The 21,238-nt window shown below is 65.1% G+C and carries 22 protein-coding genes and 1 tRNA gene; 21 read left to right on the top strand and 2 right to left on the bottom strand.

Annotated features, from left to right (window positions below):
* Window positions 1-226 precede the first annotated feature (226 nt).
* The 11 genes from rplU (at window position 227) to IWX62_RS11340 (ending at window position 8,537) form a co-directional block, all read left to right on the top strand.
* On the top strand, window positions 227-535 hold the full coding sequence (rplU, locus tag IWX62_RS11390; RefSeq protein ID WP_019482657.1) for a 50S ribosomal protein L21: 309 nt from the start codon (window positions 227-229) through the stop codon (window positions 533-535).
* Between the two features lie 35 nt (window positions 536-570).
* Window positions 571-831 (top strand): 50S ribosomal protein L27, encoded by a 261-nt coding sequence (gene rpmA, locus IWX62_RS11385; RefSeq protein ID WP_081743419.1) that lies wholly within the window; start codon window positions 571-573, stop codon window positions 829-831.
* A gap of 118 nt (window positions 832-949) precedes the next feature.
* Window positions 950-2,608, top strand: coding sequence for a GTPase ObgE (obgE, locus tag IWX62_RS11380; protein WP_196841536.1), 1,659 nt, complete (start codon window positions 950-952; stop codon window positions 2,606-2,608).
* Between the two features lies 1 nt (window position 2,609).
* On the top strand, window positions 2,610-3,749 hold the full coding sequence (gene proB, locus IWX62_RS11375; RefSeq protein WP_196841535.1) for a glutamate 5-kinase: 1,140 nt from the start codon (window positions 2,610-2,612) through the stop codon (window positions 3,747-3,749).
* Window positions 3,750-3,758: 9 nt separating this feature from the next.
* Complete coding sequence (locus IWX62_RS11370; RefSeq protein ID WP_196841534.1) at window positions 3,759-5,042, top strand: glutamate-5-semialdehyde dehydrogenase; 1,284 nt, start codon at window positions 3,759-3,761, stop codon at window positions 5,040-5,042.
* Between the two features lie 94 nt (window positions 5,043-5,136).
* Window positions 5,137-5,382 (top strand): hypothetical protein, encoded by a 246-nt coding sequence (locus IWX62_RS11365; protein WP_196841533.1) that lies wholly within the window; start codon window positions 5,137-5,139, stop codon window positions 5,380-5,382.
* Window positions 5,321-6,091: a nicotinate-nucleotide adenylyltransferase gene (gene nadD / locus IWX62_RS11360; RefSeq protein WP_442859256.1), complete on the top strand. Its 771-nt coding sequence runs from the start codon at window positions 5,321-5,323 to the stop codon at window positions 6,089-6,091. The genes IWX62_RS11365 and nadD overlap by 62 nt, the downstream gene beginning before the upstream one ends.
* A gap of 7 nt (window positions 6,092-6,098) precedes the next feature.
* Window positions 6,099-7,244, top strand: coding sequence for a hypothetical protein (locus IWX62_RS11355; RefSeq protein ID WP_196841531.1), 1,146 nt, complete (start codon window positions 6,099-6,101; stop codon window positions 7,242-7,244).
* Between the two features lie 31 nt (window positions 7,245-7,275).
* Window positions 7,276-7,677, top strand: a complete 402-nt coding sequence (rsfS, locus tag IWX62_RS11350; RefSeq protein ID WP_196841530.1) for a ribosome silencing factor — start codon at window positions 7,276-7,278, stop codon at window positions 7,675-7,677.
* The gene (locus IWX62_RS11345) at window positions 7,674-8,354 is read left to right on the top strand and encodes a histidine phosphatase family protein (protein WP_196841529.1); all 681 of its coding nucleotides are present in this window, start codon (window positions 7,674-7,676) and stop codon (window positions 8,352-8,354) included. The genes rsfS and IWX62_RS11345 overlap by 4 nt, the downstream gene beginning before the upstream one ends.
* 107 nt (window positions 8,355-8,461) lie before the next feature.
* Window positions 8,462-8,537 (top strand) — tRNA-Ala (locus IWX62_RS11340).
* Between the two features lie 63 nt (window positions 8,538-8,600).
* Here IWX62_RS11340 and IWX62_RS11335 read toward each other — a convergent pair.
* A complete protein-coding gene (locus IWX62_RS11335) occupies window positions 8,601-9,434 on the bottom strand; it encodes a GGDEF domain-containing protein (RefSeq protein WP_196841528.1) in 834 nt (277 codons plus the stop codon).
* 338 nt (window positions 9,435-9,772) lie between these two features.
* Here IWX62_RS11335 and IWX62_RS11330 point away from each other — a divergent pair, with 338 nt between their 5' ends.
* Window positions 9,773-9,895 carry an SHOCT domain-containing protein gene (locus IWX62_RS11330; protein ID WP_196841527.1) on the top strand — a complete coding sequence of 41 codons (123 nt, stop codon included), beginning with the start codon at window positions 9,773-9,775 and terminating at the stop codon, window positions 9,893-9,895.
* 144 nt (window positions 9,896-10,039) lie between these two features.
* Here IWX62_RS11330 and IWX62_RS11325 read toward each other — a convergent pair whose 3' ends face one another.
* Window positions 10,040-11,017 (bottom strand): LacI family DNA-binding transcriptional regulator, encoded by a 978-nt coding sequence (locus tag IWX62_RS11325; protein WP_196841526.1) that lies wholly within the window; start codon window positions 11,015-11,017, stop codon window positions 10,040-10,042.
* Window positions 11,018-11,323: 306 nt separating this feature from the next.
* Between IWX62_RS11325 and IWX62_RS11320 the strand changes: the two genes are divergently transcribed.
* The 9 genes from IWX62_RS11320 (at window position 11,324) to IWX62_RS11280 (ending at window position 21,213) form a co-directional block, all read left to right on the top strand.
* Window positions 11,324-12,604: a M20 family metallo-hydrolase gene (locus tag IWX62_RS11320; RefSeq protein ID WP_196841525.1), complete on the top strand. Its 1,281-nt coding sequence runs from the start codon at window positions 11,324-11,326 to the stop codon at window positions 12,602-12,604.
* On the top strand, window positions 12,601-13,356 hold the full coding sequence (locus IWX62_RS11315; protein WP_196841524.1) for a DUF5058 family protein: 756 nt from the start codon (window positions 12,601-12,603) through the stop codon (window positions 13,354-13,356). Before IWX62_RS11320 ends, IWX62_RS11315 begins: the two co-directional genes overlap by 4 nt.
* A 32-nt stretch (window positions 13,357-13,388) precedes the next feature.
* The gene (locus IWX62_RS11310) at window positions 13,389-14,120 is read left to right on the top strand and encodes a hypothetical protein (RefSeq protein WP_196841523.1); all 732 of its coding nucleotides are present in this window, start codon (window positions 13,389-13,391) and stop codon (window positions 14,118-14,120) included.
* Window positions 14,121-14,155: 35 nt separating this feature from the next.
* Complete coding sequence (locus tag IWX62_RS11305; RefSeq protein ID WP_196841522.1) at window positions 14,156-15,385, top strand: amidohydrolase; 1,230 nt, start codon at window positions 14,156-14,158, stop codon at window positions 15,383-15,385.
* Window positions 15,382-16,797 (top strand): amidase, encoded by a 1,416-nt coding sequence (locus IWX62_RS11300; RefSeq protein ID WP_196841521.1) that lies wholly within the window; start codon window positions 15,382-15,384, stop codon window positions 16,795-16,797. Before IWX62_RS11305 ends, IWX62_RS11300 begins: the two co-directional genes overlap by 4 nt.
* A 161-nt stretch (window positions 16,798-16,958) precedes the next feature.
* The gene (locus tag IWX62_RS11295) at window positions 16,959-18,305 is read left to right on the top strand and encodes a sensor histidine kinase (protein WP_196841520.1); all 1,347 of its coding nucleotides are present in this window, start codon (window positions 16,959-16,961) and stop codon (window positions 18,303-18,305) included.
* A 17-nt stretch (window positions 18,306-18,322) separates the two neighbouring features.
* Window positions 18,323-19,012 carry a response regulator gene (locus IWX62_RS11290; RefSeq protein WP_196841519.1) on the top strand — a complete coding sequence of 230 codons (690 nt, stop codon included), beginning with the start codon at window positions 18,323-18,325 and terminating at the stop codon, window positions 19,010-19,012.
* A 78-nt stretch (window positions 19,013-19,090) separates the two neighbouring features.
* Window positions 19,091-19,972, top strand: a complete 882-nt coding sequence (locus IWX62_RS11285) for an ABC transporter ATP-binding protein (RefSeq protein WP_196841518.1) — start codon at window positions 19,091-19,093, stop codon at window positions 19,970-19,972.
* Complete coding sequence (locus IWX62_RS11280) at window positions 19,969-21,213, top strand: ABC transporter permease (protein WP_196841517.1); 1,245 nt, start codon at window positions 19,969-19,971, stop codon at window positions 21,211-21,213. The genes IWX62_RS11285 and IWX62_RS11280 overlap by 4 nt, the downstream gene beginning before the upstream one ends.
* Window positions 21,214-21,238 lie beyond the last annotated feature (25 nt).

Genomic DNA, 21,238 nt, shown 5'->3' with positions numbered 1-21,238 from the left:
GCAGACCGGTCCGGCGGGAGCCTGCGACTCGCCCACACCCTGGGTGATTTGCAGGAACCCGCCGAACTGGCGTAATCTTGATCTTCGGTGCGTTCGCCTTCTAACCGGTTTTCCGGGGCGTCGATGCACAGCGTCAGCGGTAGGACTAAAGTAGTTTGGTTCGCCGGTGTAAGTACGCACACAAGTAGTTTTCCAAGCAGAGTTGTCGAGAGAAGTGAGTTCCCAAGTGGTGTACGCGATTGTCCGCGCAGGCGGCCGCCAAGAAAAGGTTTCCGTGGGAGACCTCGTAACCCTTGACCGCGTCACCGGTAAGGCCGGCAGCAGCTTTCAGCTGCCCGCCCTCCTTCTGGTCGACGGCGACAAGGTAACCTCAGCAGCAGATGACCTGGCAAAGGTCGCTGTCACTGCCGAGATCATTGAGAATCTTCGTGGCCCGAAGATTGTCATCCAGAAGTTCAAGAACAAGACCGGCTACAAGAAGCGCCAGGGTCACCGTTCGGAACTGACCCGCGTCAAGATCACAGGCATCAAGTAACCTCTTCGTTCTTTATCAAAAGGTAGGCAAAGCAGATGGCACATAAGAAGGGTGCGAGTTCCACTCGCAACGGTCGCGATTCAAACGCCCAGTACCTCGGCGTCAAGCGGTTCGGTGGACAGGTTGTCAAGGCCGGCGAAATCATCGTCCGCCAGCGTGGCACCCACTTCCACCCCGGCGCTGGCGTTGGCCGCGGCGGAGACGACACGCTGTTTGCACTGGAGGCCGGCTCGGTTGAGTTCGGTAGCCGCCGTGGACGCCGCGTCGTCAACATCGTCGGCGCGGTCGCAGAGTAGTTTTTCTGCACACCAAGCATTAGGCAGTGAGGTGGGGTGAGCCGATCCGGCTCGCCCCACTTTCTTTTTAAGCCGGGATAGACTCGGCATCAATTCATCATTTAAGAAGGAGATCAACGTGGCAAGCTTCGTTGACCGGGTGGTTCTGCATGTGTCGGGCGGTACCGGCGGTCACGGCTGCGTTTCCGTCAAGCGTGAGAAGTTCAAGCCGCTGGGTGGTCCCGACGGCGGTAATGGTGGCGACGGCGGCAGCGTGATCCTCCGCGTCGACTCGCAAACCACCACGCTCCTCGACTACCACCACGCCCCCCACCGCCACGCCACTAACGGCGGTAACGGCATGGGCGACTGGCGCGGCGGCAAGCAGGGCGAAACCCTCATCCTCCCCATGCCTGACGGCACGGTGATCAAAACCAAGGACGGCGAAGTGCTCGCCGACCTGGTCGGCGAAGGTGCCGAGTTCATCGCCGCCATGGGTGGCCAGGGTGGCCTCGGTAACTCGTCGCTGTCCTCCCAGAAACGCAAGGCGCCAGGGTTCGCACTCCTGGGCATCCCCGGCGACTCCCGGGACATCGTCCTCGAACTGAAGTCCATCGCCGACATCGCCCTGGTCGGCTTCCCATCCGCCGGGAAGTCCAGCCTCGTCGCAGCGATGTCCGCGGCACGCCCCAAGATTGCCGACTACCCGTTCACCACGCTGGTCCCCAACCTCGGCGTCGTCGAATCGGGCGACGTCCGCTACACGATCGCCGACGTGCCGGGGCTGATCGAAGGTGCCAGCGAGGGCAAGGGCCTGGGTCACAACTTCCTGCGCCACGTCGAGCGGTGCGCCGCGCTGGTGCACGTCCTGGACTGCGCCACCCTGGAATCCGACCGGAACCCGCTGAACGACCTTGACATCATCGAGCGCGAGCTGGAAAAGTACGCGGTCGACATGAGCTTCGCCGGACCCGACGGCGACGTCGTTCCCCTGAATCAGCGGCCCAAGCTGATCGCACTGAACAAGGTGGACGTACCCGACGGCAAGGACATGGCATCCTTCGTCCGTCCAGAGCTTGAGGCCCGCGGCTACCGCGTGTTCGAGGTGTCGGCGTCCAGCCACGAAGGGCTACGGCAGCTCGGCTTCGCGATGGGCGAGATCGTCACTGCTGCCCGCGCAGCGCTGAAGGCCACACCACCGAAGATCACCCCGCCGATCCTGAGGCCACGCGCCGTGAATTCCCGGGGGTTCATTATCCGCAACGAGGAAAAGAACCTCCTGCCGCTGTTCAGGATCATCGGCGAGAAGCCAGTGCGCTGGGTCAAACAGACCGATTTCAACAACGACGAGGCAGTGGGCTACCTGGCCGACCGGCTCGCCAAGCTCGGCGTCGAGGAGCAGCTCTTCAAGAGCGGTGCCAAGCCGGGGGACACCGTGGTCATTGGTGAGGGCGACGGCGTCGTCTTCGACTGGGAGCCCACCATGATGGGTGGTGCGGAGCTGCTCGCCTCACCGCGCGGCACCGACATTCGCCTGGCCGAGTTTGTGCGCCCGACCCGCGACGAAAAGCGCGAGGATCATCAGGAGCGCAAGGACGCCCGGGCCGCGGCACGCCTCGACCTGGAGACCGAGCGCAAGGCCGGGATCTGGACCGAATCGGTGAACTACAAGACCCGCACGTCGCCTGGAACCACCATCGAGACGTCGCAGGCAGTCCCCGAGGGCGAGTCAGCCGCTGCCGATCAGCAGAAGGATGAACCGGCGCCCGCGCAGGATAGCGAAGACACCGGACGCTAGGGTGACGACGACCGCAAAGCGCGCCCTGAAAACCCGGTCCGGTCTCGCGAAAGCGAAGCGGATTGTGGTCAAGGTGGGCTCCTCGTCGCTCACATCCGTCTCCGGTGGGCTCTCCGAGGACGCCCTGGTGGGCCTTTCCGATGTGCTTGCCGCCCGACGGAACGAAGGCACCGAGGTGATCCTGGTGTCCAGCGGCGCGATCGCCGCCGGGCTGGCCCCGCTCGGTCTGAAGCGGCGGCCGAACCAGCTGTCATCCCAGCAGGCGGCCGCCAGTGTGGGCCAGGGCCTGCTGATGGCCCGGTACACGGCGGCGTTCGGCGCCCACGGGGTCACGGTCAGCCAGGTGCTGCTCACGGCGGAGGACCTGATCCGCCGGGGCCACTACGCCAACGCGCACCGGGCCATGGAGCGGCTCCTGAACTTCGGCGTCGTCCCGATTGTGAACGAGAACGACACGGTGGCGAGCCATGAGATCAGGTTCGGCGACAATGACCGTCTGGCGGCGCTGGTGGCGCACCTGGTGAAAGCCGATGCCCTGGTGCTGTTGTCCGACGTCGACTCCCTGTACGACGGCCCGCCGAAGGACGGAGCCCAGAGAATTCCGGAGGTCCGCGGACCACAGGACCTTGAGGGCGTCGAAATTGGACGGACAGGCAAGGCAGGGGTTGGTACCGGCGGCATGGTCACCAAGGTGGAAGCGGCAACGATCGCTGCGAGCTCAGGGATCCCCGCCCTCGTCACTTCAACGGAAAATGCCGCGGCCGCGCTGGCGGGAGCCGACGTCGGCACCTGGTTCAGCACCAGCGGCCGACGGCAGCCGATCAGGCTGCTGTGGCTTGAGCACCTCGCCGACATCCGTGGCACCATTACGCTCGACGATGGGGCGGCCAAGGCTATCGGCGAACGCCGCCGCTCGCTGCTTCCTGCGGGGATCATCTCGGTAGGCGGCGACTTCGAAGCCGGCGATCCGGTGGCGATGGTGGACGCTGCCGGACGGGTCGTCGCCCACGGCCTGGTCAACTACAGCTCCTTCGAACTGCCCAGGATGCTTGGCCGGACCACCCGGGAGTTGTCCAGGGAGCTCGGCCGCGAATACGAGCGTTCAGTGGTCCACGTGAACGATCTTGTGGTGCTTCGTTAGACTGGTCGCATGACATCACTGACCGAACAGCAGACCGATGTAACAGCCGCTGTCCACGCCATCGCCGACCGCTCACGCGCAGCGGCTCGGCTGGTGGCCGCAGCCAACCGGGCATCCAAAGACCGTGCGCTGCTCGCCATCGGCGAGGACCTGGTGGCCAACACCGCGGCGGTCCTCGCGGCCAACGCCCTCGATGTTGAGGCCGGACTGGCCAACGGCACGTCGAAGGCGTTACTGGACCGGCTGAGCCTCACTGGGGACCGGATCGCCGGGCTCGCCGAAGCACTGCAGAACCTTGCCGGGCTCCCCGATCCAGTCGGCTCGCTGGAGCGGGGGCAGACCCTGCCCAACGGGGTCCGGATGCGCCAGGTCCACGTGCCGCTGGGCGTCGTAGCTGCCATCTATGAGGCGCGGCCCAACGTGACCGTCGATATTGCCGGCCTGGCGCTGAAGAGCGGCAACGCCGTGATCCTGCGCGGCGGAAGCGCCGCAGCCCACACCAACTCGGCACTGGTGGACCTGATCCGGGACTCCCTGGTCCGGTCGGGTCTTCCCGCCGATGCTGTGCAGAGCGTGGACCAGTACGGACGGGAGGGCGCCAACGTGTTGATGACGGCGCGCGGCCGGGTTGACGTTCTCATTCCCCGCGGCGGCCGGGACCTGATCCAGACGGTCGTCACCCGGTCCTCCGTACCGGTGATTGAAACCGGCGAGGGCAACGTGCACATTTTTGTCGATCACAGCGCTGACCCGGCGATGGCCGTCGACATTCTGCTCAACGCCAAGACCCAGCGACCCAGTGTCTGCAACACCGTGGAAACGCTCCTGCTGCACCGCGACGCCAGCGCCACTGGTGACGTGCTCAGGGCCCTGGCCGGCGCCGGGGTGCGGCTCCACGCCGACCAGCGGACCTTGGACGCCCTGCCCGACGGCGTCGGGGCTGACCTTGCCACCGATGATGACTGGGCCCGCGAATACATGGACCTCGACCTTGCGGTCGCCACTGTTGATTCCCTGGACCAGGCCCTCGACCACATCCGGCAGTGGACGTCGGGGCACACCGAAGCCATCATCACCAATGATCTGGGGAATGCTGAGCGGTTCATCGCGAACATTGACTCGGCGGCAGTGATCGTCAATGCCTCGACCCGATTCACTGACGGCGCCGAGCTGGGTCTGGGGGCCGAGGTGGGGATCTCTACGCAGAAAATGCATGCCCGCGGTCCCATGGGCCTGCGCGAGCTGACCACCACCAAATGGATCCTGCAGGGTGACGGCCAGGTCCGGTCCTAAGGCGATGCCGCGAAGCGCGTAACATGGTAGGGAACCTATCCGCCGGTTGGTGTTGACCGGCTAACCAGCACCTCAAATCTCAAGGGGAGAATTTATGCTTTCTCAGCTGCTCACTGCCACCCTCGTAGCGAGCGAGACTGGCGGGGAACACACGGTCGTCGAACTGCCGATGGACCCAGTGCTCTACGGGGTCATCATCATGGGCGCCCTGGTGGCCCTGATGTTCGTGACTCTTGCCTTCTCCAGCCTCGGTAACCGCCACGAAGCCGTTGAGGAGCATGCCGATCCGCACAAGCAGCACCCCAACAAGCACGACCACGGCGAATCCTCACACCGCTAAACGCGGTAAGGGGGAAGGACCTAAGTTACACGACGTGAATCCAGCTGACAGAACACACCCGGACGGGAGCCCGTGGCGTTTAGGCGTCATGGGTGGAACTTTCGACCCGATCCACCACGGTCACCTGGTGGCGGCGAGTGAAGTTGCCGCGGTGTTCAACCTTGATGAGGTGGTGTTTGTCCCCACCGGGCAGCCTTGGCAGAAAGCGGAGCGGGAGGTGAGCGCCGCCGAGCACCGGTACCTGATGACGGTGGTCGCAACGGCATCGAACCCAAGCTTCACCGTCAGCAGGGTGGATATTGATCGGCCCGGTCCCACCTACACGATTGACACGCTGCGCGATCTCAAGGCGGCACGGCCTGAAGCTGAACTGTTTTTCATTACCGGTGCGGACGCGATGGCCCAGATCCTGTCCTGGAAGAATGTCGATGAGCTGTGGTCTCTGGCCCACTTCATCGGAGTCACTCGACCGGGCCACGAACTCGACGGGGGAGGCCGGGACGTGAGCCTGCTGGAGGTGCCGGCGATGGCTATCTCCTCGACGGACTGCCGGCGCCGGGTGGCCCTCGGGGATCCTGTCTGGTACCTGGTGCCCGACGGTGTGGTGCAATACATCGCCAAGCACGGGTTGTACCGGGACGCGGCCACAGCCACTACGCCAGACGGCCAGCGTGGTGTACACAACGACATGAAATCTACTACTGGGTGAGAAAGCAATGAGTAACAGCAACGAATCCGCACACAGCCGGAAGTCTCTTCGGCATACCCGCGGGACGACTGCTGAGGAAGAACCGTACAAGCACCAGTCCGGTGATCCGGTAACCTCGGGACAGGTGCCAACCGGTCAGCCCGCCGAAGGACACCCGCCAGCGGAACGGCGCAGCCGCCGCGCCGCTGACGCACCGGTGGACGCCCAGTCCACCCACCCTGGCGAACGGCTTTCCCAGACCAGGGCCAGGGACCGTGAAGCATTGCGGGCGTACCGTGCCCTGGCTGAACAACGCTCCACCTCCGAGCCGGCGGTTGAGCCGTCACGCAGGCAACGTCGCACCCAGCAGGTCAGCACCGCAACGCGAAGCCACCCGACGCTGCCGCGCACCCCGGATGCCAAGCCTGCACTCGAGGTCGACCGCCCGGTCGCAGGGCTGGGACCCGTGCGTGAGGGCGGCAGGCGGGACCGCCGTCGCCGGTCAGACGAGCCGGCCCTCGACACCGGCGGGCTCTCCACCGAACCGACCGGGCAGGCAGCCGCAGCGGTCGATCCGCAGGCCGCACCCACTGTCGACAAGATGAGCGTTGAGCAGGCGCTGGCCGCCCGGCAGGCCATTGTCGGTGAGGCGCAGGAGCAGGTCGCCGAGATGGCTGCTGCCCGGCAGGATGATCCGTTCACCGTCGACCTCGAGATCCTGGCGCAGCAGAAGGCGTTGGCCGAGCGTGCCTCAGTGCTCAATAGCCGTGCGCAGAAGATGCAGCAGCTCTCGCAGGCCAACGAGCAGCGTAAACCGAACCCCAACGATCCCACCACCGCGCACAATCTCTCGATTGTTTCGCCGAAGGAGTTCATCCGCGTTCCGGGTGTTCCCCCGACGGCACCGAAGGCGTCACCGTCGGCTGGTGCGTCGGTCGGCCCTGCGCCGGCGGGCCCTGTGTCGGCTCACCCGGCCGAGCCGATCCCCCATGCTGTATCAGGGGCGGCAGTTCCTATCGGTGCGCGGACAGCGCATGGGCTTGAACCACTCGATGCCATGACGGCGGGGCTGGCGCGGGTCAAGCGCCTGCAGCTAATGCAATATTCCATTGTCAGTCTGGGCGCTTTGGCGCTGATCACCGGAATCATGATGATTGCCGGTGTCTTCAATTGAACATCATGACTGACCACACACAAGGAGATAAGTGAGCGCTAACGAAACGTCCATCGCGATTGCCCGGTCGGCTGCGCATGCAGCGTCGGAGAAGATCGGTCAGGACATTGTTGCTATTGATGTCAGCGAACGGCTGGCAATAACCGACGTCTTTCTGGTTGCTTCGGCATCCAGCGAACGGCAGGTCAATTCGATTGTCGACGGCATCGAGGAAGAGCTGTCCAAGCAGGGGCTGAAGCCCGTGCGGCGTGAAGGACGCAGTGAGGGCCGGTGGGTCCTGCTGGATTACCTCGATGTGGTCATTCACGTCCAGCACGAGGAAGACCGTGTCTTCTACGCACTCGAACGTCTCTGGGGTGATTGCCCGGTCATTGACCTGCAGCTCGAAACCACCCCAGCTGCACCGGGCGACGCTGCTTCCGCTGCCGAGTGAGGTTTGGCGCCGCTGACTCAGCCGGCGTCCGAAGGATCATCTTTTGGCGGCACGGGCGGACGGAGTGGAATGCGCGTGGCCTGTTTCAGGGCCAGGAGGACATTCCACTCGATGAGGTGGGACGGCAGCAGGCACGGGAGGCTGCCGCCGAACTGGCGCACCTCGCCCCGGCGCGGCTGATCTCTTCGGACCTGGCTCGTGCAGCCGACACGGCCAATGAGCTGGCCTCGCTGACGGGGCTGTCGGTGCACCTGGATGCCCGGGTGCGTGAAACCAATGCGGGGGAGTGGCAGGGCCTGGCCTTCGCCGACATCGCTGCGCGGTTTCCCGCTGACCAGGAAGCCTGGCGCGGTGGTGACCCCGAGGTGCGTGCCGGCGGGGCTGAGAGCCGGGTGGACGTCGGTCAACGAATGGCGAAGGGCACGCTCGACGCCGCCGCCGGCCTTGCAGTGGGCGAGACTCTGGTCGTGGCGAGCCATGGCGGCGCGATCCGTGCCGGACTGGCGGCGCTGATGGGATTACCCCCTCACCTCTGGTCTTCGCTGTCCGGTGTTTCCAACTGCCATTGGTCGGTTCTTGAAGAGTTGGACGGCGGCGCGGGCTTACCCACGAGGTGGCAGCTGATCGAACACAATGTGGGTCTGGCCTCGATGCCGTCAACCCCGTTGGAGGGCTAGTGACGGCTTTGGCGGCGTCTGGATCCGGCCGATTTTGCAGGGGGCGGATTTTTGACTAAACTAAACAAGTTGCTCCGGCCGGTTCGGCGGGGTGGCACCAAGGAATTGGGGCTATGGCGCAGCTGGTAGCGCACCTGCATGGCATGCAGGGGGTCAGGGGTTCGAATCCCCTTAGCTCCACCACTGATCCGCTGGACCAACTGAAAACCTCAGGTGGTTCAGCGGATTTCTTTTTACCCGATCATCTCAGGCAACCGCCCACACCACCCGGTCGCGCCCCATATTCTTCGCCCGGTACAGGGCTGTATCCGCCCGGCCGAGCAGCATCGACGCGCTGTCTCCCGGCTCCGACAGGGCAGCTCCAACCGAACAGGTGACCGATAGGTGAAGGGCGGCTTCGGCGGGGGAGCATGCCGGCAGGAGGACCACAAACTCGTCGCCGCCGATTCTGCCCAGCGTGTCACCCGATCGTAGGACCGCCGACCAGCCGCTGGCGAGGTTCTCCGAAAGCTGGTCCCCTGCAGCGTGGCCCTGAAGATCGTTCACCTGTTTGAAATGGTCGACGTCGATCAGCCCGGCGACGACAGGTCCGGTTGAGAGATCGTCTTCCCTCAGGGCCGCGTGGAGGATCCGGTCCAGCCCGCGGCGGTTGATCAACAGCGTCAACGGGTCAATTTCGCTGTGCTCCCGAGCCTGAGAGAGCCACATGACCACACCACTGGTGGTGGAAATGACAGCGATGAGGGTGATTGGCTCGAACGCGGTCAGTTGTTGTTCGGTCTGTCGGCTGAGCAGCAGTGCCGCAGCCCCGTAGGCGGCTCCGGCGAACCCAATCTGCAGCGCGGCCGCCGGTGGATTGAGAAACAGCAGGGCGTAGATCACTACCCACAGGTAGAAGAAATTGAAGGAAACGGTGACCGCAGTGCTGCCTCCGGTGACGGTCAGGACGGTGATGAGGACCGCGCCGGCGGCCAACATCCACGGCAGGGCGGCAAGGGGGAACCGCCGGCGCAAGGCGTAGACAGTCACTCCGATCACGATGAGTGGCGTCCCCAGGAAGATCAGAAGGTTGTTGTCCATCGTCGGAGGTGCGGGAAAATCAGGACCAGCATCATTGACATGCCGCCCACCAGATAAAAGAGGGCCATGGCGGTGCTGGCCACCTCCCTCGCATAAGGGAAAGGCCTGGTTCTCCGCAGCCAACCCCTCAGGGCTGTGAAACCGGTGGGTGAATGGGTTCCTGGCGCTGGAGACATTGCTGAGACCGTGCTCTTCGGTAGTCCGCTCACCTTGCGGGTCTGCTTTAAGGGGGCTCAGGGTTCAACCTACCGTAGGCGGGCCCGGCACGGCCGGGGAGCAGGCTGGACGGTCGTGGGCATCAACTGGTCACTGAGCGCCGGGACGCTCAAGCCGAGTACATGCGGTCGGTTTCCGGGGCGAGTCTGAGCGATGAGATCTCAAAAGCACGCGCCCTGCTCGACGCCGGAACCATCAGTGCCGAGGAATATGAGCTCATCAAGGCGCGGACGCTGGCGCAGTAGCGCCGCTACGCTAATCCTGCACGGGACGCCCCGAACGGCGCGTCGGATCAGATAGGAAGTTGCTATGGACTTCTGGACCAGTTTTTGGAGCTTCAGGGACAAGTCGCTCAAGGGCCGGCACCTGACAGCAGTTCCCGCCGGGCCCTACTCCCAGCGTTCCACGGTCGTGGCCCGGGGAATCAGTACCGGTTTGAGGAGCACCGACTCGGCTTCCTCACCGTTGATCCGCCGCTGCAGTGCCTCGAAGCTGAGTCGGCCCATGTCGCTGAGGGCCGAACGGACCGAGGTGAGGGGAACGGGCAGGTTGGCGGCGAGGTCGACGTCGTTGTACCCGATCATCGCCACGTCCTCCCGGAGCCGCTTGCCCGCAGCGCGGATGGCACCCATGGCGCCGACGGCGGTCAGGTCGTCGACGGCGAAGATGGCCGTCGGCGGGGTGGGGAAGTGCATCAGTTGGTCGCCGGCCATCCGTCCCGCCAGGGCGCCGAAGCCGGAGTTCACCACGTAGTGGTCCTCGACCGGGTAGCCGGCCGCGTCGAAGGCGGTCCGGAAACCCTGACTCCGTTGCAGCCCGGTGCTGGCCAGGAGGTCGCCGGCGATCACCCCCACGCGGGTGTGTCCCAGGGCCAGTAGATGCTCTGCGGCGAGGCGTCCACCCAGGTGATCGTCGGTGGTCACCGACAGGTGACCCTCAAGTTTGCGCATCACCAGGACGTAGGGGACTCCGCGCTGCTGTAGTTCGAACGCAGCGGTGTCTCCGACATGGGAATCGCCGATGATGACCCCGTCCAACCGGCGGGACAGCAGCGCGTCGAGCCGGGCCCGGCGTCGCAGCGGGTCGTCGAGGGTGTTCGACACCACGGTGGTGTAGCCGGCGGTGCCGGCCGCGGCGTCGATGCTCTCGTAGATGGTGGCCAGCACCAGGTCGGTCAGCCGGGGAACGAGGACCCCAATGAGCCGTGAGCTTCCGGTGCGCAGGCCCGCCGCTCCGACATCCCGGTGGTACCCGAGCATCGCGGCGAGCTCGCGGACCCGCCGCACCGTCTCGATGCCAACTCCGGCAGGATCTTCGCTGAGGGCGCGCGACACGGTGGATACATGGACCTGGGCGTGCCTGGCCACTGTTGCCAGGGTGACGGGCTTCTGGCGTTCCCACCCCGGGTGATCAGCGATCGCAGTACTCCTTCCACACCATTGCGCAGTCTTTCCACACCTTTAGCGCAGTCTAAGGCCCCACCCCGACCCGCGTGCAATGGTTTGCACTGAATCCCCCTCGTCAAGAAGTTAATTCGTCCGAAACCTTGACGAAACGCTGGGTGAGTAGTGTGATGAAGATCATATGCAAACGGCCGTTATGGTGTTTTGCCACGTTATGCAAACGTTTGCACAACGTCAGTGTTACGACGACGAAAGGTCACCGTGCTGACCATGAGCCCCACCGCCGAAACAGCCGAACGGCTGGAAACCGGCATCCTGGAAATCGCCGACTATCGTGATGCCTCCCGCCCCGGCTGGACCCGGGACGTCTTCAGCGAGGCCTACCGCGAGTCCCGGCAGTGGACTGTTCAGCGGATGACCGAGGCCGGGCTTGAAGTTCACACCGACCGGGCCGGCAACATCGTGGGGCGCCTACCCGGAACCAACCCCAACGCGCCTGCGCTGGTCACCGGCTCCCACACCGACACGGTGGACGGCGGGGGCCGCTTCGACGGGATCGTCGGCGTACTCGGCGCTATCGACGCGGTGCGGCAGTTGCGCCAGAGCGACACCGCCCTGACCCGTGATCTCCTGGTGGTGGACTTCTTCGGCGAAGAATCCAACCCGTACGGTCTGAGCTGCCTCGGCAGCCGCGCCGCGGCCGGCGAGCTCACCGTCGAGGATCTGGACCGCACCGATTACCGCGGGGTGACCCTCGGGCGGAGCTACTCGGACTACGGCCTCGACCCGGCGTCGACCCTCTCCTCCGCTTGGGCCCGCTTCACTGCTTTGCATGCCTTTCTTGAACTGCACATCGAACAGGGACCCACTCTCGAACAGCGGGGATTGCCCCTCGGCATTGTCACTGGCATCGCCGGCATCCAACGGCTCCTCGCGGTCTTTACCGGCTCACCCGACCACGCCGGAACCCGCCCCATGACCGACCGTGCGGACGCGATGGTCGCTGCGGCCGAAGCGGTCCTCGCCGTCCGCAGGGAAGGGTGCGGAGCGCCCACCCACGGGGTTGCCACCACCACGCGGGTCGAATCCGAGTCCCGTTCACCCAACGTGGTGCCATCGCTGGTGAGGATGACCAGCGAGGTCCGCAGCGTCGACGCCGAGTGGCTCTCTGGCGTGAAGGGACGCCTGGCCCAAGAGATCCTGGGCCAGGCGCGGCACCACGGTGTCGACGTCGACTTCACCTGGTCGACCGACAACGAGGTGGTGCAGACCCACCCCGGTGTTCACGACACCGCCGCCCGGGTTGCCGACACCCTCGGCATTCCGTGGATGCCGGTACCCAGCGGGGCCACCCACGACGCCGTCCACATGGCCACTCTCGCGCCAATGGGAATGATCTTCATCCCCTCAGCCGGGGGCAAAAGCCACTGTCCGGAGGAGTGGACCGACTTCACCGACGCAGCCACCGGTGTGACAGCCCTCGCCCACACCCTGATCGCCCTCGACCAGGCACCCCTGACCCGACACTCAGTCCCACTGGAGCAGCCATGAAAACCGCAGTCATCCCCGGAGGATCCACCGATATCCTCGCCATTGCCAACATCCCGATTCTCTGGATCCTTGCCATCGGCGTCTTCGGTGCAATCATCCTTCAATCAGTGATCTATATGCGGGCCGCGCAAAAAGCGGGTCCCTCGGCGGGCATTTCCCAGGCCGAGCTGAAGACCTCCTTCCGTGCCGGAGCGGTAGCCGCCATCGGCCCGTCCCTCGCCGTGGTCCTGGTCAGCGTCGCCCTGCTCACACTCTTCGGCACGCCGGCAGTGCTGGTCCGGATCGGTCTGGTGGGATCGGCGGCAACAGAATCGGCGTCGGCGTCCCTCGCCGCCGCCACCATGGGCGCAACACTGGGCGGGCCCGATTACACCCAGGCGGTGTTCGTCGTCGCGTTCATGGCCATGAGCATGTCGGGTGCCATGTGGATGATCGCCACCCTGGTGCTCACCCCACTGCTGAAGCGGGGCGACTCCAAGCTCCGCCACGTCAACCCTGCGCTGATGGCGATCGTTCCGGCGGCCGCCCTGATCGGCGCCTTCGCCAGCCTCGGGATCGCCGAACTGGGGAAAACTCCGGTTCACATCATCACCGTGATCGTCTCAGCCCTGGTGATGGGCGGGTGCCTCTTCCTCGCCAAAACCCTGTCTGCCCCATGGCTCCGTGAGTGGGGCCTCGGGATCGCGATCCTGGTGGGCCTCGCCGTCGCCTATGTCGCCCACACCGCCGGCCTCGCCCCCGCAGCGGCCTGAGCAGCAACCCCCTCAACGAAAGGAACCACGCCATGACTTTCACTGCCACTGCTGAACAGACCGCGGCCGTCGACCAGTTTGACCGCACCACGTCCCGGTGGGGACGCATCACCATGATCTTCGCGTTGCTGCTGTCCCTCGCCGCGCCGATCTACCTGGTCCTCTTCACCGACCTCGGCATCACGCCGAGCATGATCTGGACGGCCTTCTTCGCCGTCGCCGCTGCTTTCTTCGTCCTCTGGATTGTCGAACCCATCACCTATTACCCGGTGCTTGGCCCGGCTGCCATGTACCAGGCGTTCATGATCGGCAACATTGCCAACAAACTGCTGCCCTCGGCCCTGGTCGCCCAGGCCAGCATCGGGGCGAAAGCCGGGACCAAGCGCGGAGAGTTCTCGGCCCTGATGGCCATCTGCGGGGCAGCCATGGTGCACGTGTTCTCGATGCTGCTGTTCGTGGGTGTCCTTGGTACCTGGCTGGTGAGCATCATTCCCACCGGGATCGTCGACGTCGCCCGTCTCTACATCTTTCCGAGCATCATCGGCGCCGTCCTGGTTCAGCTCATCGTGACCATGAGGCAGCCCCGGGTCACCGTGATCGCCGTCGTGGTCGCCGCCGTCGTCCTGTTCGTCCTGGTACCTGCCGTCCCTGCCCTCGCCAAACCCGCCACCGGTATCGTGGTCCTGCTGACCGCCGTCCTCGCCTGGTTCCTCAGGTCCAAAACCGCCCCAACCCCCGTGTCTCAGGACCAACCCGAAGCCTGATCCAGTGCCGCCACTTCTCCCACGATAGGAACCCCATGACTACCGAGACCATCCCGCTTGAGCTGTCCGCAGACCACCGCACCGCCATGCACGAGATCTACCGACACCTTCACTCCCACCCCGAACTATCCATGCAGGAGACGGAAACCGCCGACTTCATCCTGAAGGCACTGACGGACCTCGGGATCGAGGCATACCTCTGCGGGGGGACGGGCGTGGTCGGCGTCCTGCGGAACGGCGAAGGCCCGGTGGTCGGGTTCCGCGCCGATACCGATGGCCTACCCATGCTGGAGGACACTGGGCTGGACTTCGCCAGCCGGGCGCGGGGCACACTCGCTGACGGCACCGACGTGCCGGTAATGCATGGCTGCGGCCACGACACGCACATCACCGCAGCCCTGACCGCGGCCCGGCTGCTCACCGAGGGTACCGAAACCTGGGCCGGCACCGTGGTGTTCATCTTCCAGCCCGGTGAGGAAACGGCTGCGGGAGCCAAGGCCATGGTGGAGGACGGCATCTGGGATAAGGCACCGAAGCCCGAGGTGATTTACGGTCAGCATGTGTGGCCGGGCCTGGCCGGGACGGTGAACATCAGCCGGGGGACGGCCATGGCCATGGCGGATTCCTGGAAGATCACCGTGCAGGGCCGCCAGGCGCACGGCTCACAGCCGGACCAGTCGATTGACCCCATCGTCCTTGGCGCGCACATGGTGGTCCGGATCCAGACGATCGTGGCCCGCGAGGTGCACCCGATGAAGTCGGCCGTGGTGACCATCGGCACCTTCCACGCCGGGTTGAAGGAAAACATCATCCCCGACACCGCGGAGTTCTCAGTCAACGTCCGCACCTTCGACCCAGAGGTGAGGGAAGTGGTGCTCGGTTCGCTGCGCCGCATCATCAAAGCCGAAGCGGATGCATCCGGGGCACCAGCCCCCGCCATCGAGGAGATCTCCAGTTTCCCCCAGTGCTACAACGACCCCGACACCACTGATGCGCTGATCAAGGAGTTCCACCTGACGCTGGGCGAGGGCTCCGTCAACGAGGTTCCCCCAGTGATGGGCAGCGAGGACTTCGGTCTGTTTGCGACGGCGATCGGCGTCCCCTCCGTGTACTGGATGTTTGGTGCCTACGCCCAGGAACGGCTCGACGCCGACACACCCCTTCCGGGTAACCACTCGCCGTACTTCGCCCCGGATCTGGAACCCACCCTCACCACCGGGGTCCGAGCAGCCATGACCGCCATCCTGTCGAAAGTGGCGCGATGACCGGCTGCCTCATGGACCTCTCGGCCACGGCCCTGACCGCTGCGATCCGGCGTCGGGACATCTCGGCCCGCGAGGTATTGACGGCACATTTTGACAGGATTGATGCCATCAATGGGCGGATCAATGCGGTGGTGACCCAGGATCGGGAGGGGGCGCAGCAGTTGGCGGCCGACGCCGACGCACTGACGGCATCCGGTGCTGACCTGCCACCACTGCACGGACTGCCGATGGCTCATAAGGACACCAATAACACCAAGGGGCTGCGGACCACCCAGGGATCGGTCATTTTCAAGGACCATGTCCCCACGTTTGATGACCTGGTGATCGCCCGGCTCAAGAGGGCCGGAGTGGTGACCACCGGGAAGACCAATGTTCCCGAATTCGCCGCCGGATCCCACACGTTCAATGAGGTCTTCGGCACCACCACCAACCCCTACGACACCACCGTGAGCGCCGGAGGAAGCAGCGGGGGTGCGGCCGCGGCGATCGCCTCCCGTATCCAGCCCCTCAGCGACGGCAGTGATATGGGCGGATCCCTGCGGATTCCGGCGTCGTTCTGCAACATTGTCGGGTTCAGGCCCTCGCTCGGTGTTCTTCCGATGGCGCCGACCCGCAACGCCTGGGCCTGGCTGGGGCGCACCGGGGTAATGGCGCGCGACGTCGAGGACGTGGCGTTGGGGATGGGCGTCGTCGCCGGCGCGCACCCAGCGGTCCCGTACCCCTTCCCGCTCGGCGGCGCGAGATTCAGTGACCCGCTGCAGCGGGATCTCACCGGTCTGCGGATCGCCTGGTCGCCCGACTTCGGCCTGGGCGTTCCGGTGGAGAAGGAAGTGCTGAGGGTCCTCGAATCCCAGCTGCGGGTATTCGCTGAGTTGGGTGCAGTGGTCGAGGAGGCGGCGCCGGACCTGCGCGACGCCGACGAGGTCTTCGCCACCACCCGCGCGTTCGACTTCCTCCTCGCCTACGGAGCGTTGCTGGAAAATCACGGCGACGTGATCAAACCCGAAGTGCAGTGGAACGTTGAACAGGGCAAGGTTTTGACGGGGCGGAATCTGGTGGATGCTGCGCTCGCGAGGACCAGGCTCGCAGGCAGGGTGGATGACTTTTTCCAACGGTTCGACGTCTTTGCCAGTCCTACAGCGCAGGTGCTGCCCTTCGACGCGTCCCTGCGATACCCCACATCGGTGGAGGGCGTACAGTTCGAGACCTATCTCGACTGGATGCGCTCCGCGTGCCTCATCTCCGCGACGGGAATCCCTGCAGTTTCGGTGCCGGCTGGCTTCAGCCCGGGCGGTCTGCCGGTTGGTCTGCAACTCTCGATGGCCCACGGCAGGGATGTTGAGCTGTTGCAGGTCGCCTACGGCTTCGAGCAGGCGACCGGGTACGCGGGGCAGGCCCCGATCCTCGGCTAGGATCCCCACCCGTTGCAGCGAGTCAACACCCCTTGGGTTGAGTCAAAGGGGGAATTCATCCGATCGGACTAGGCCTCCCGGGGGAGCCGGAGGGCACCCCCGCTGACTAAACTGGCACTCATGATCGATTCCGCGCGCCCTGCTCCCCGAAAGCCGGACCGGTGACCCTCCTCGCGCGCCTGAAATCCCAGACAATCGACAACGGTGACAACAACTGGGAACGGCCCGGCCCCACCAGGGACGAGCTCCGCAGGGATGTCATCGGTGTCATTCTGTTCGCGCTGGTCAGCGCCTTCGCCCTGGAACTGACCCGGGGCTTCGGGATGGTAGCGGAGGACAGCCACCCCGCGTGGGTCCAGCACGGCGTGCTGGCGCTGATGATCGTTCCCCTGGTACTTCGCCGCAAATACCCGGTCATGGTCATGCTGGTGATGTCGGCACTCTTCATTGGGCTCAGCCTGCTCTCACCCATGGTTTCCCTTCAGCTGTCCTACCAGGTGGCGTACTTCGCCTCCCTGTACTCGGCCATCGCGTGGGCCAAAGACCGGCGGATGCTGTGGGTCGGCATCGCCGTCGTGGTAGCGGCGATGACCCTGTGGCTCATCCTGGCCCTGACGGTCGCCAACACTTTCGACAGCGTACTCGCGCAGACCGAGGACAACCCCGACTTCACCGGCGGAATCCTCGATCCGTTGACGTCCGTGGCGGTCTACAACTTCTTGGTGAACTTCGCGTACTTCGGCGGCGCCATCCTCGCCGGTATGTCCTCGTGGCGTAACGCGCTGCAGCGCACCCAACTGGCCGGGCAGGCGGAGCAGATCACCCACCAGGCCGGAGAGCTTGCGCGGCGTGCGGTGGTCGAGGAAAGATTGCGCATCGCCCGGGAACTGCACGACGTCGTCGCGCACCACGTCTCGGTCATCGGCGTCCAGGCCGGTGCCGCGCGCCGGGTGATCGACAGGAAGCCAGATGTTGCAGTGGAATCCCTGCGGACCATCGAACAAGCCAGCCGGCAGGCGGTAACCGACATGCGGAATCTCCTCGGCGTCCTCCGATCCGGGACAAGCGAGCTTGGGGACACCGACGACGGCGGGCGGCGTCCGGAACCGGGACTCGACGACCTCGAGGACCTGGCACGCCAACACCGTGACCTTGGCCTCCCCGTGAATTTCAGCCGGGTGGAAGACGCGCCCGGTGCGCTGGCCAGTGTCTCTGCTCCGCTGGCGCTATCCCTGTTCCGGACGGCCCAGGAATCCCTGACCAACGTGCGGCGCCACTCAACTGCAGGATCCGTCATGATGACCCTCCGGACCGGACGCGCAGGAGACCAGCGCTGGGTGGAGCTGGAAACGGTGGACAATGGGATGCCGCGGCCCACCGCGGAGTCCGGCTCCGGGTTTGGCCTCCAGGGCATCCGTGAACGGGTTGCGCTGCACCGGGGCACCGCCGAAATTGGGCCCCGGTCCGAGGGCGGGTGGCGTGTTCGCGCCCGGTTCCTGCTTCACTAACCCAGAAGGACAGCTCCATGGACTCCATCCGCGTTCTGCTTGCCGACGACCAGGCGTTGGTCCGCGCTGGCTTCGCGACCATGCTCTCCATCGAGGATGACATCGAGGTGGTGGGTCAGGTCACCAACGGCCAGGAGGCGGTTGACTTCATCGGCCAGCACGACGTCGACGTGATCCTCATGGACGTCCAGATGCCCGTGCTGGACGGCATCCAGGCCACCGAGCAGATCGCCAAAGCCCACCGCGGAAAAGTCATCATCCTGACCACCTTCGAACGCGATGATTATCTCTTCGACGCAATCCGCAGCGGCGCCAGCGGGTTCCTCCTGAAGAACGCCGACCCCGATGACCTCATTGCGGCGGTGCAGGCAGTCGCCGGCGGGTACGCACTGCTCGCGCCGGAAGTCACCGTCAGGGTCATCGAACGCTTCGCCAAGTCACTCGACGCGGAGGGCCGGACGGCGCCCGGCGCCCGGCCCGGCAGCGAGCTGGGTCAACGCCTTGAATCGTTGACCCAGCGCGAGAAGGAAATCCTTGCCAGCATGGCCACCGGCCTGAGCAACGCCGAACTCGCTGCGAGGTTCTTCCTGGCGGAAGCGACAGTGAAGTCACACGTCTCTTCCCTCCTGGCGAAGGTCCAGGTACGGGACCGGGTGCAGGCAGTGGTGTTCGCCTACGAGAGCGGCCTCATCCGTCCGGGGGAGTAGCAGTTTCAGCCTTTTGACTCATCCGCTGGACGGCGGGGGTGCCTACTGTTGATTGCAGGAACACACAGGAGGCCATACATGCTGCAGGTTAGGAACCTCACCCGGCGGTTCGGTGACAACACCGCCGTCGACGACGTGAGCTTCACCATCCCGTCAGGAAAAATGACGGGATTTGTCGGAGCAAACGGCGCGGGCAAGACCACCACGATGCGGATGATCATGGGTGTGCTCTCTGCCCACGGTGGGGAGATACTCGTGGACGGCCGCGCCATCACGGCCGACGACAGGTCAACCTTCGGGTACATGCCCGAAGAGCGCGGGCTGTACCCCAAACAACCGATCCTCGACCAGTTGGTCTACCTCGGCCAGCTACACCGGATGACAGCCTCCGACGCACGGTCACAGGCGCAGGGGCTGCTGGACCGGTTCCAGCTCGGCGGCCGCGGAAAGGACAAGCTCGAGTCGCTGTCTCTCGGGAACCAGCAACGAGTCCAGATCGCGGCAGCCCTCCTACACCGGCCATCGGTCCTGATCCTCGATGAGCCCTTCTCCGGCCTGGACCCCGTGGCTGTCGACTCCATGGTGGAGCTCCTCCGCGACCGCATTGCCGACGGTGTCCCTGTACTGTTTTCGAGCCACCAGCTGGATCTGGTGGACCGGTTGTGCGACAACCTGGTGGTCCTGCAGCAGGGGCGCCTCGTCGCGTCCGGCTCAGGTGACGAGCTCCGGGCCACCGCGCCCCGCCGCCACCGGTTGTCGGTGGCCCCCGACGCCGGATGGGTCAGGGAAGAACCCGGGGTGCGCGTCATCGACGTCGCCGGGCAGGACGCGGTGGTGGAACTGGACGACGACGACGCCGCGCAGCGTCTCCTCGCCACTGCCATGACCCGCGGCAGCGTCAACGAATTCAGCCGGATCAGGCCAAGCCTGAGCGAAATCTACCGGGAGGTATCCCAATGAGCACCGAAACGCCGGTCAAGGACCGGGCGGGCAACGCAGCATCGCCCCATCCCGCGCCGCAGGGCAGCGGCACCCAGCCGCCCTGGCTGATCGTGACGCTGCGGGAGGTGATGATCAAAGCCAAGGACCGCAGTTACGCCATCAGCACCTTCATCACGCTGGTGCTCATCGTCGCAGGCGTGGTGTTCAACGCCTTCATGATGAACCGCGGTGACGACTTCACCGTGGCTGTGCAGTCCGAGGCGGGGGCCGCCGTGGTTGAGCTCGCCGATGAGGCGGGCCGTGCCGACGACGGCAACCTCACCGTCTCCGCCGTCGTCGTGGACTCCGACGACGGTACCCTGGGCCTGGTCCGGGAGGAGGAAGCCGACGCCGCCCTGCTGCAGGGCACGAATGGCGTCTGGCAGCTCACCGGCAAGACCGAGATTCCTGGCGGGCTCAGCGCGGTGCTGGGGCAGTCACTGAACGACTACGTCCTCGGACAGAATGCTGCGGCAGCAGGAACGACAGCCGAGGAACTCCTGTCCGGCGGGGACTTGGAACAGTCGCTGCTTGAGGGCAGTGAGGAGGACCAACTGCTTGCCACCATCGCCGGATTCGCGTTCAGCTTCCTGTTCTACATGGCGTCCATCATCTTCGGCATGGCCATCGCCAACTCGGTGGTCGAAGAGAAGCAGAACCGGGTGGTCGAAATTCTCGCCACTGCCATACCGATCCGCCAGTTGTTGTACGGCAAGGTGCTGGGCAACACCATTCTCGCCATGGTCCAACTTGCCCTCTACGGTGGAGCAGCGCTGCTCGCCCTCAATCTGACCGATACAGCGGACCTGGTCGGGAGCATCATTCCGGCCTCCGGATGGTTCTTTGTCTTCTTCCTGGCCGGTTTTCTGATTCTTGCGGCAATCTGGGCAGTCCTCGGTTCCCTGGCCAGCAGGGCCGAGGACCTGACCAACAATTCGACCCCGGTGATGGGTCTCATTTTCGCAGCCTTGTTTGTTGGCTTGTTTGCCTCGGGCCAGCTCCTGGTCGTCGCTTCCTATGTGCCGGTGGTGTCATCGGTGGCGATGCCCATCCGGGTCCTGAACTCGCCGGTCGCCGTGTGGGAGCCCCTGCTGTCCCTTGTCATTGCCCTGGCAGCGGCGGTGGCGCTCCTGCACCTCGGAGAGAAGATCTACCGCAGGGCTGTCATGCAGGGCGGGGGAGCGCTTAGCCTCCGCAAGGCGATCAAGCTGGAGCAGTAGATGTAGGGGGTTGTCTCTCCCCGGG

Origin of the sequence: Arthrobacter sp. CAN_A1, assembly GCF_015751665.1 — a bacterium.
Classification (GTDB): domain Bacteria; phylum Actinomycetota; class Actinomycetes; order Actinomycetales; family Micrococcaceae; genus Arthrobacter_D.
Note: the sequence above shows the minus strand (reverse complement) of the source record. Positions and strands in the feature narration are given on the sequence as shown.

Coding starts and splice junctions, on each gene's coding strand:
- IWX62_RS11305 (WP_196841522.1), top strand. CDS start 14,156: ATGACTACCGAGACCATCCCGCTTGAGCTGTCCGCAGACCACCGCACC.
- rpmA (WP_081743419.1), top strand. CDS start 571: ATGGCACATAAGAAGGGTGCGAGTTCCACTCGCAACGGTCGCGATTCA.
- IWX62_RS11355 (WP_196841531.1), top strand. CDS start 6,099: ATGAGTAACAGCAACGAATCCGCACACAGCCGGAAGTCTCTTCGGCAT.
- IWX62_RS11280 (WP_196841517.1), top strand. CDS start 19,969: ATGAGCACCGAAACGCCGGTCAAGGACCGGGCGGGCAACGCAGCATCG.
- IWX62_RS11310 (WP_196841523.1), top strand. CDS start 13,389: ATGACTTTCACTGCCACTGCTGAACAGACCGCGGCCGTCGACCAGTTT.
- IWX62_RS11285 (WP_196841518.1), top strand. CDS start 19,091: ATGCTGCAGGTTAGGAACCTCACCCGGCGGTTCGGTGACAACACCGCC.
- IWX62_RS11315 (WP_196841524.1), top strand. CDS start 12,601: ATGAAAACCGCAGTCATCCCCGGAGGATCCACCGATATCCTCGCCATT.
- IWX62_RS11290 (WP_196841519.1), top strand. CDS start 18,323: ATGGACTCCATCCGCGTTCTGCTTGCCGACGACCAGGCGTTGGTCCGC.
- IWX62_RS11365 (WP_196841533.1), top strand. CDS start 5,137: ATGCTTTCTCAGCTGCTCACTGCCACCCTCGTAGCGAGCGAGACTGGC.
- IWX62_RS11330 (WP_196841527.1), top strand. CDS start 9,773: ATGCGGTCGGTTTCCGGGGCGAGTCTGAGCGATGAGATCTCAAAAGCA.
- nadD (WP_442859256.1), top strand. CDS start 5,321: ATGCCGATCCGCACAAGCAGCACCCCAACAAGCACGACCACGGCGAAT.
- IWX62_RS11300 (WP_196841521.1), top strand. CDS start 15,382: ATGACCGGCTGCCTCATGGACCTCTCGGCCACGGCCCTGACCGCTGCG.
- IWX62_RS11370 (WP_196841534.1), top strand. CDS start 3,759: ATGACATCACTGACCGAACAGCAGACCGATGTAACAGCCGCTGTCCAC.
- IWX62_RS11320 (WP_196841525.1), top strand. CDS start 11,324: ATGAGCCCCACCGCCGAAACAGCCGAACGGCTGGAAACCGGCATCCTG.
- IWX62_RS11335 (WP_196841528.1), bottom strand. CDS start 9,434: ATGGACAACAACCTTCTGATCTTCCTGGGGACGCCACTCATCGTGATC.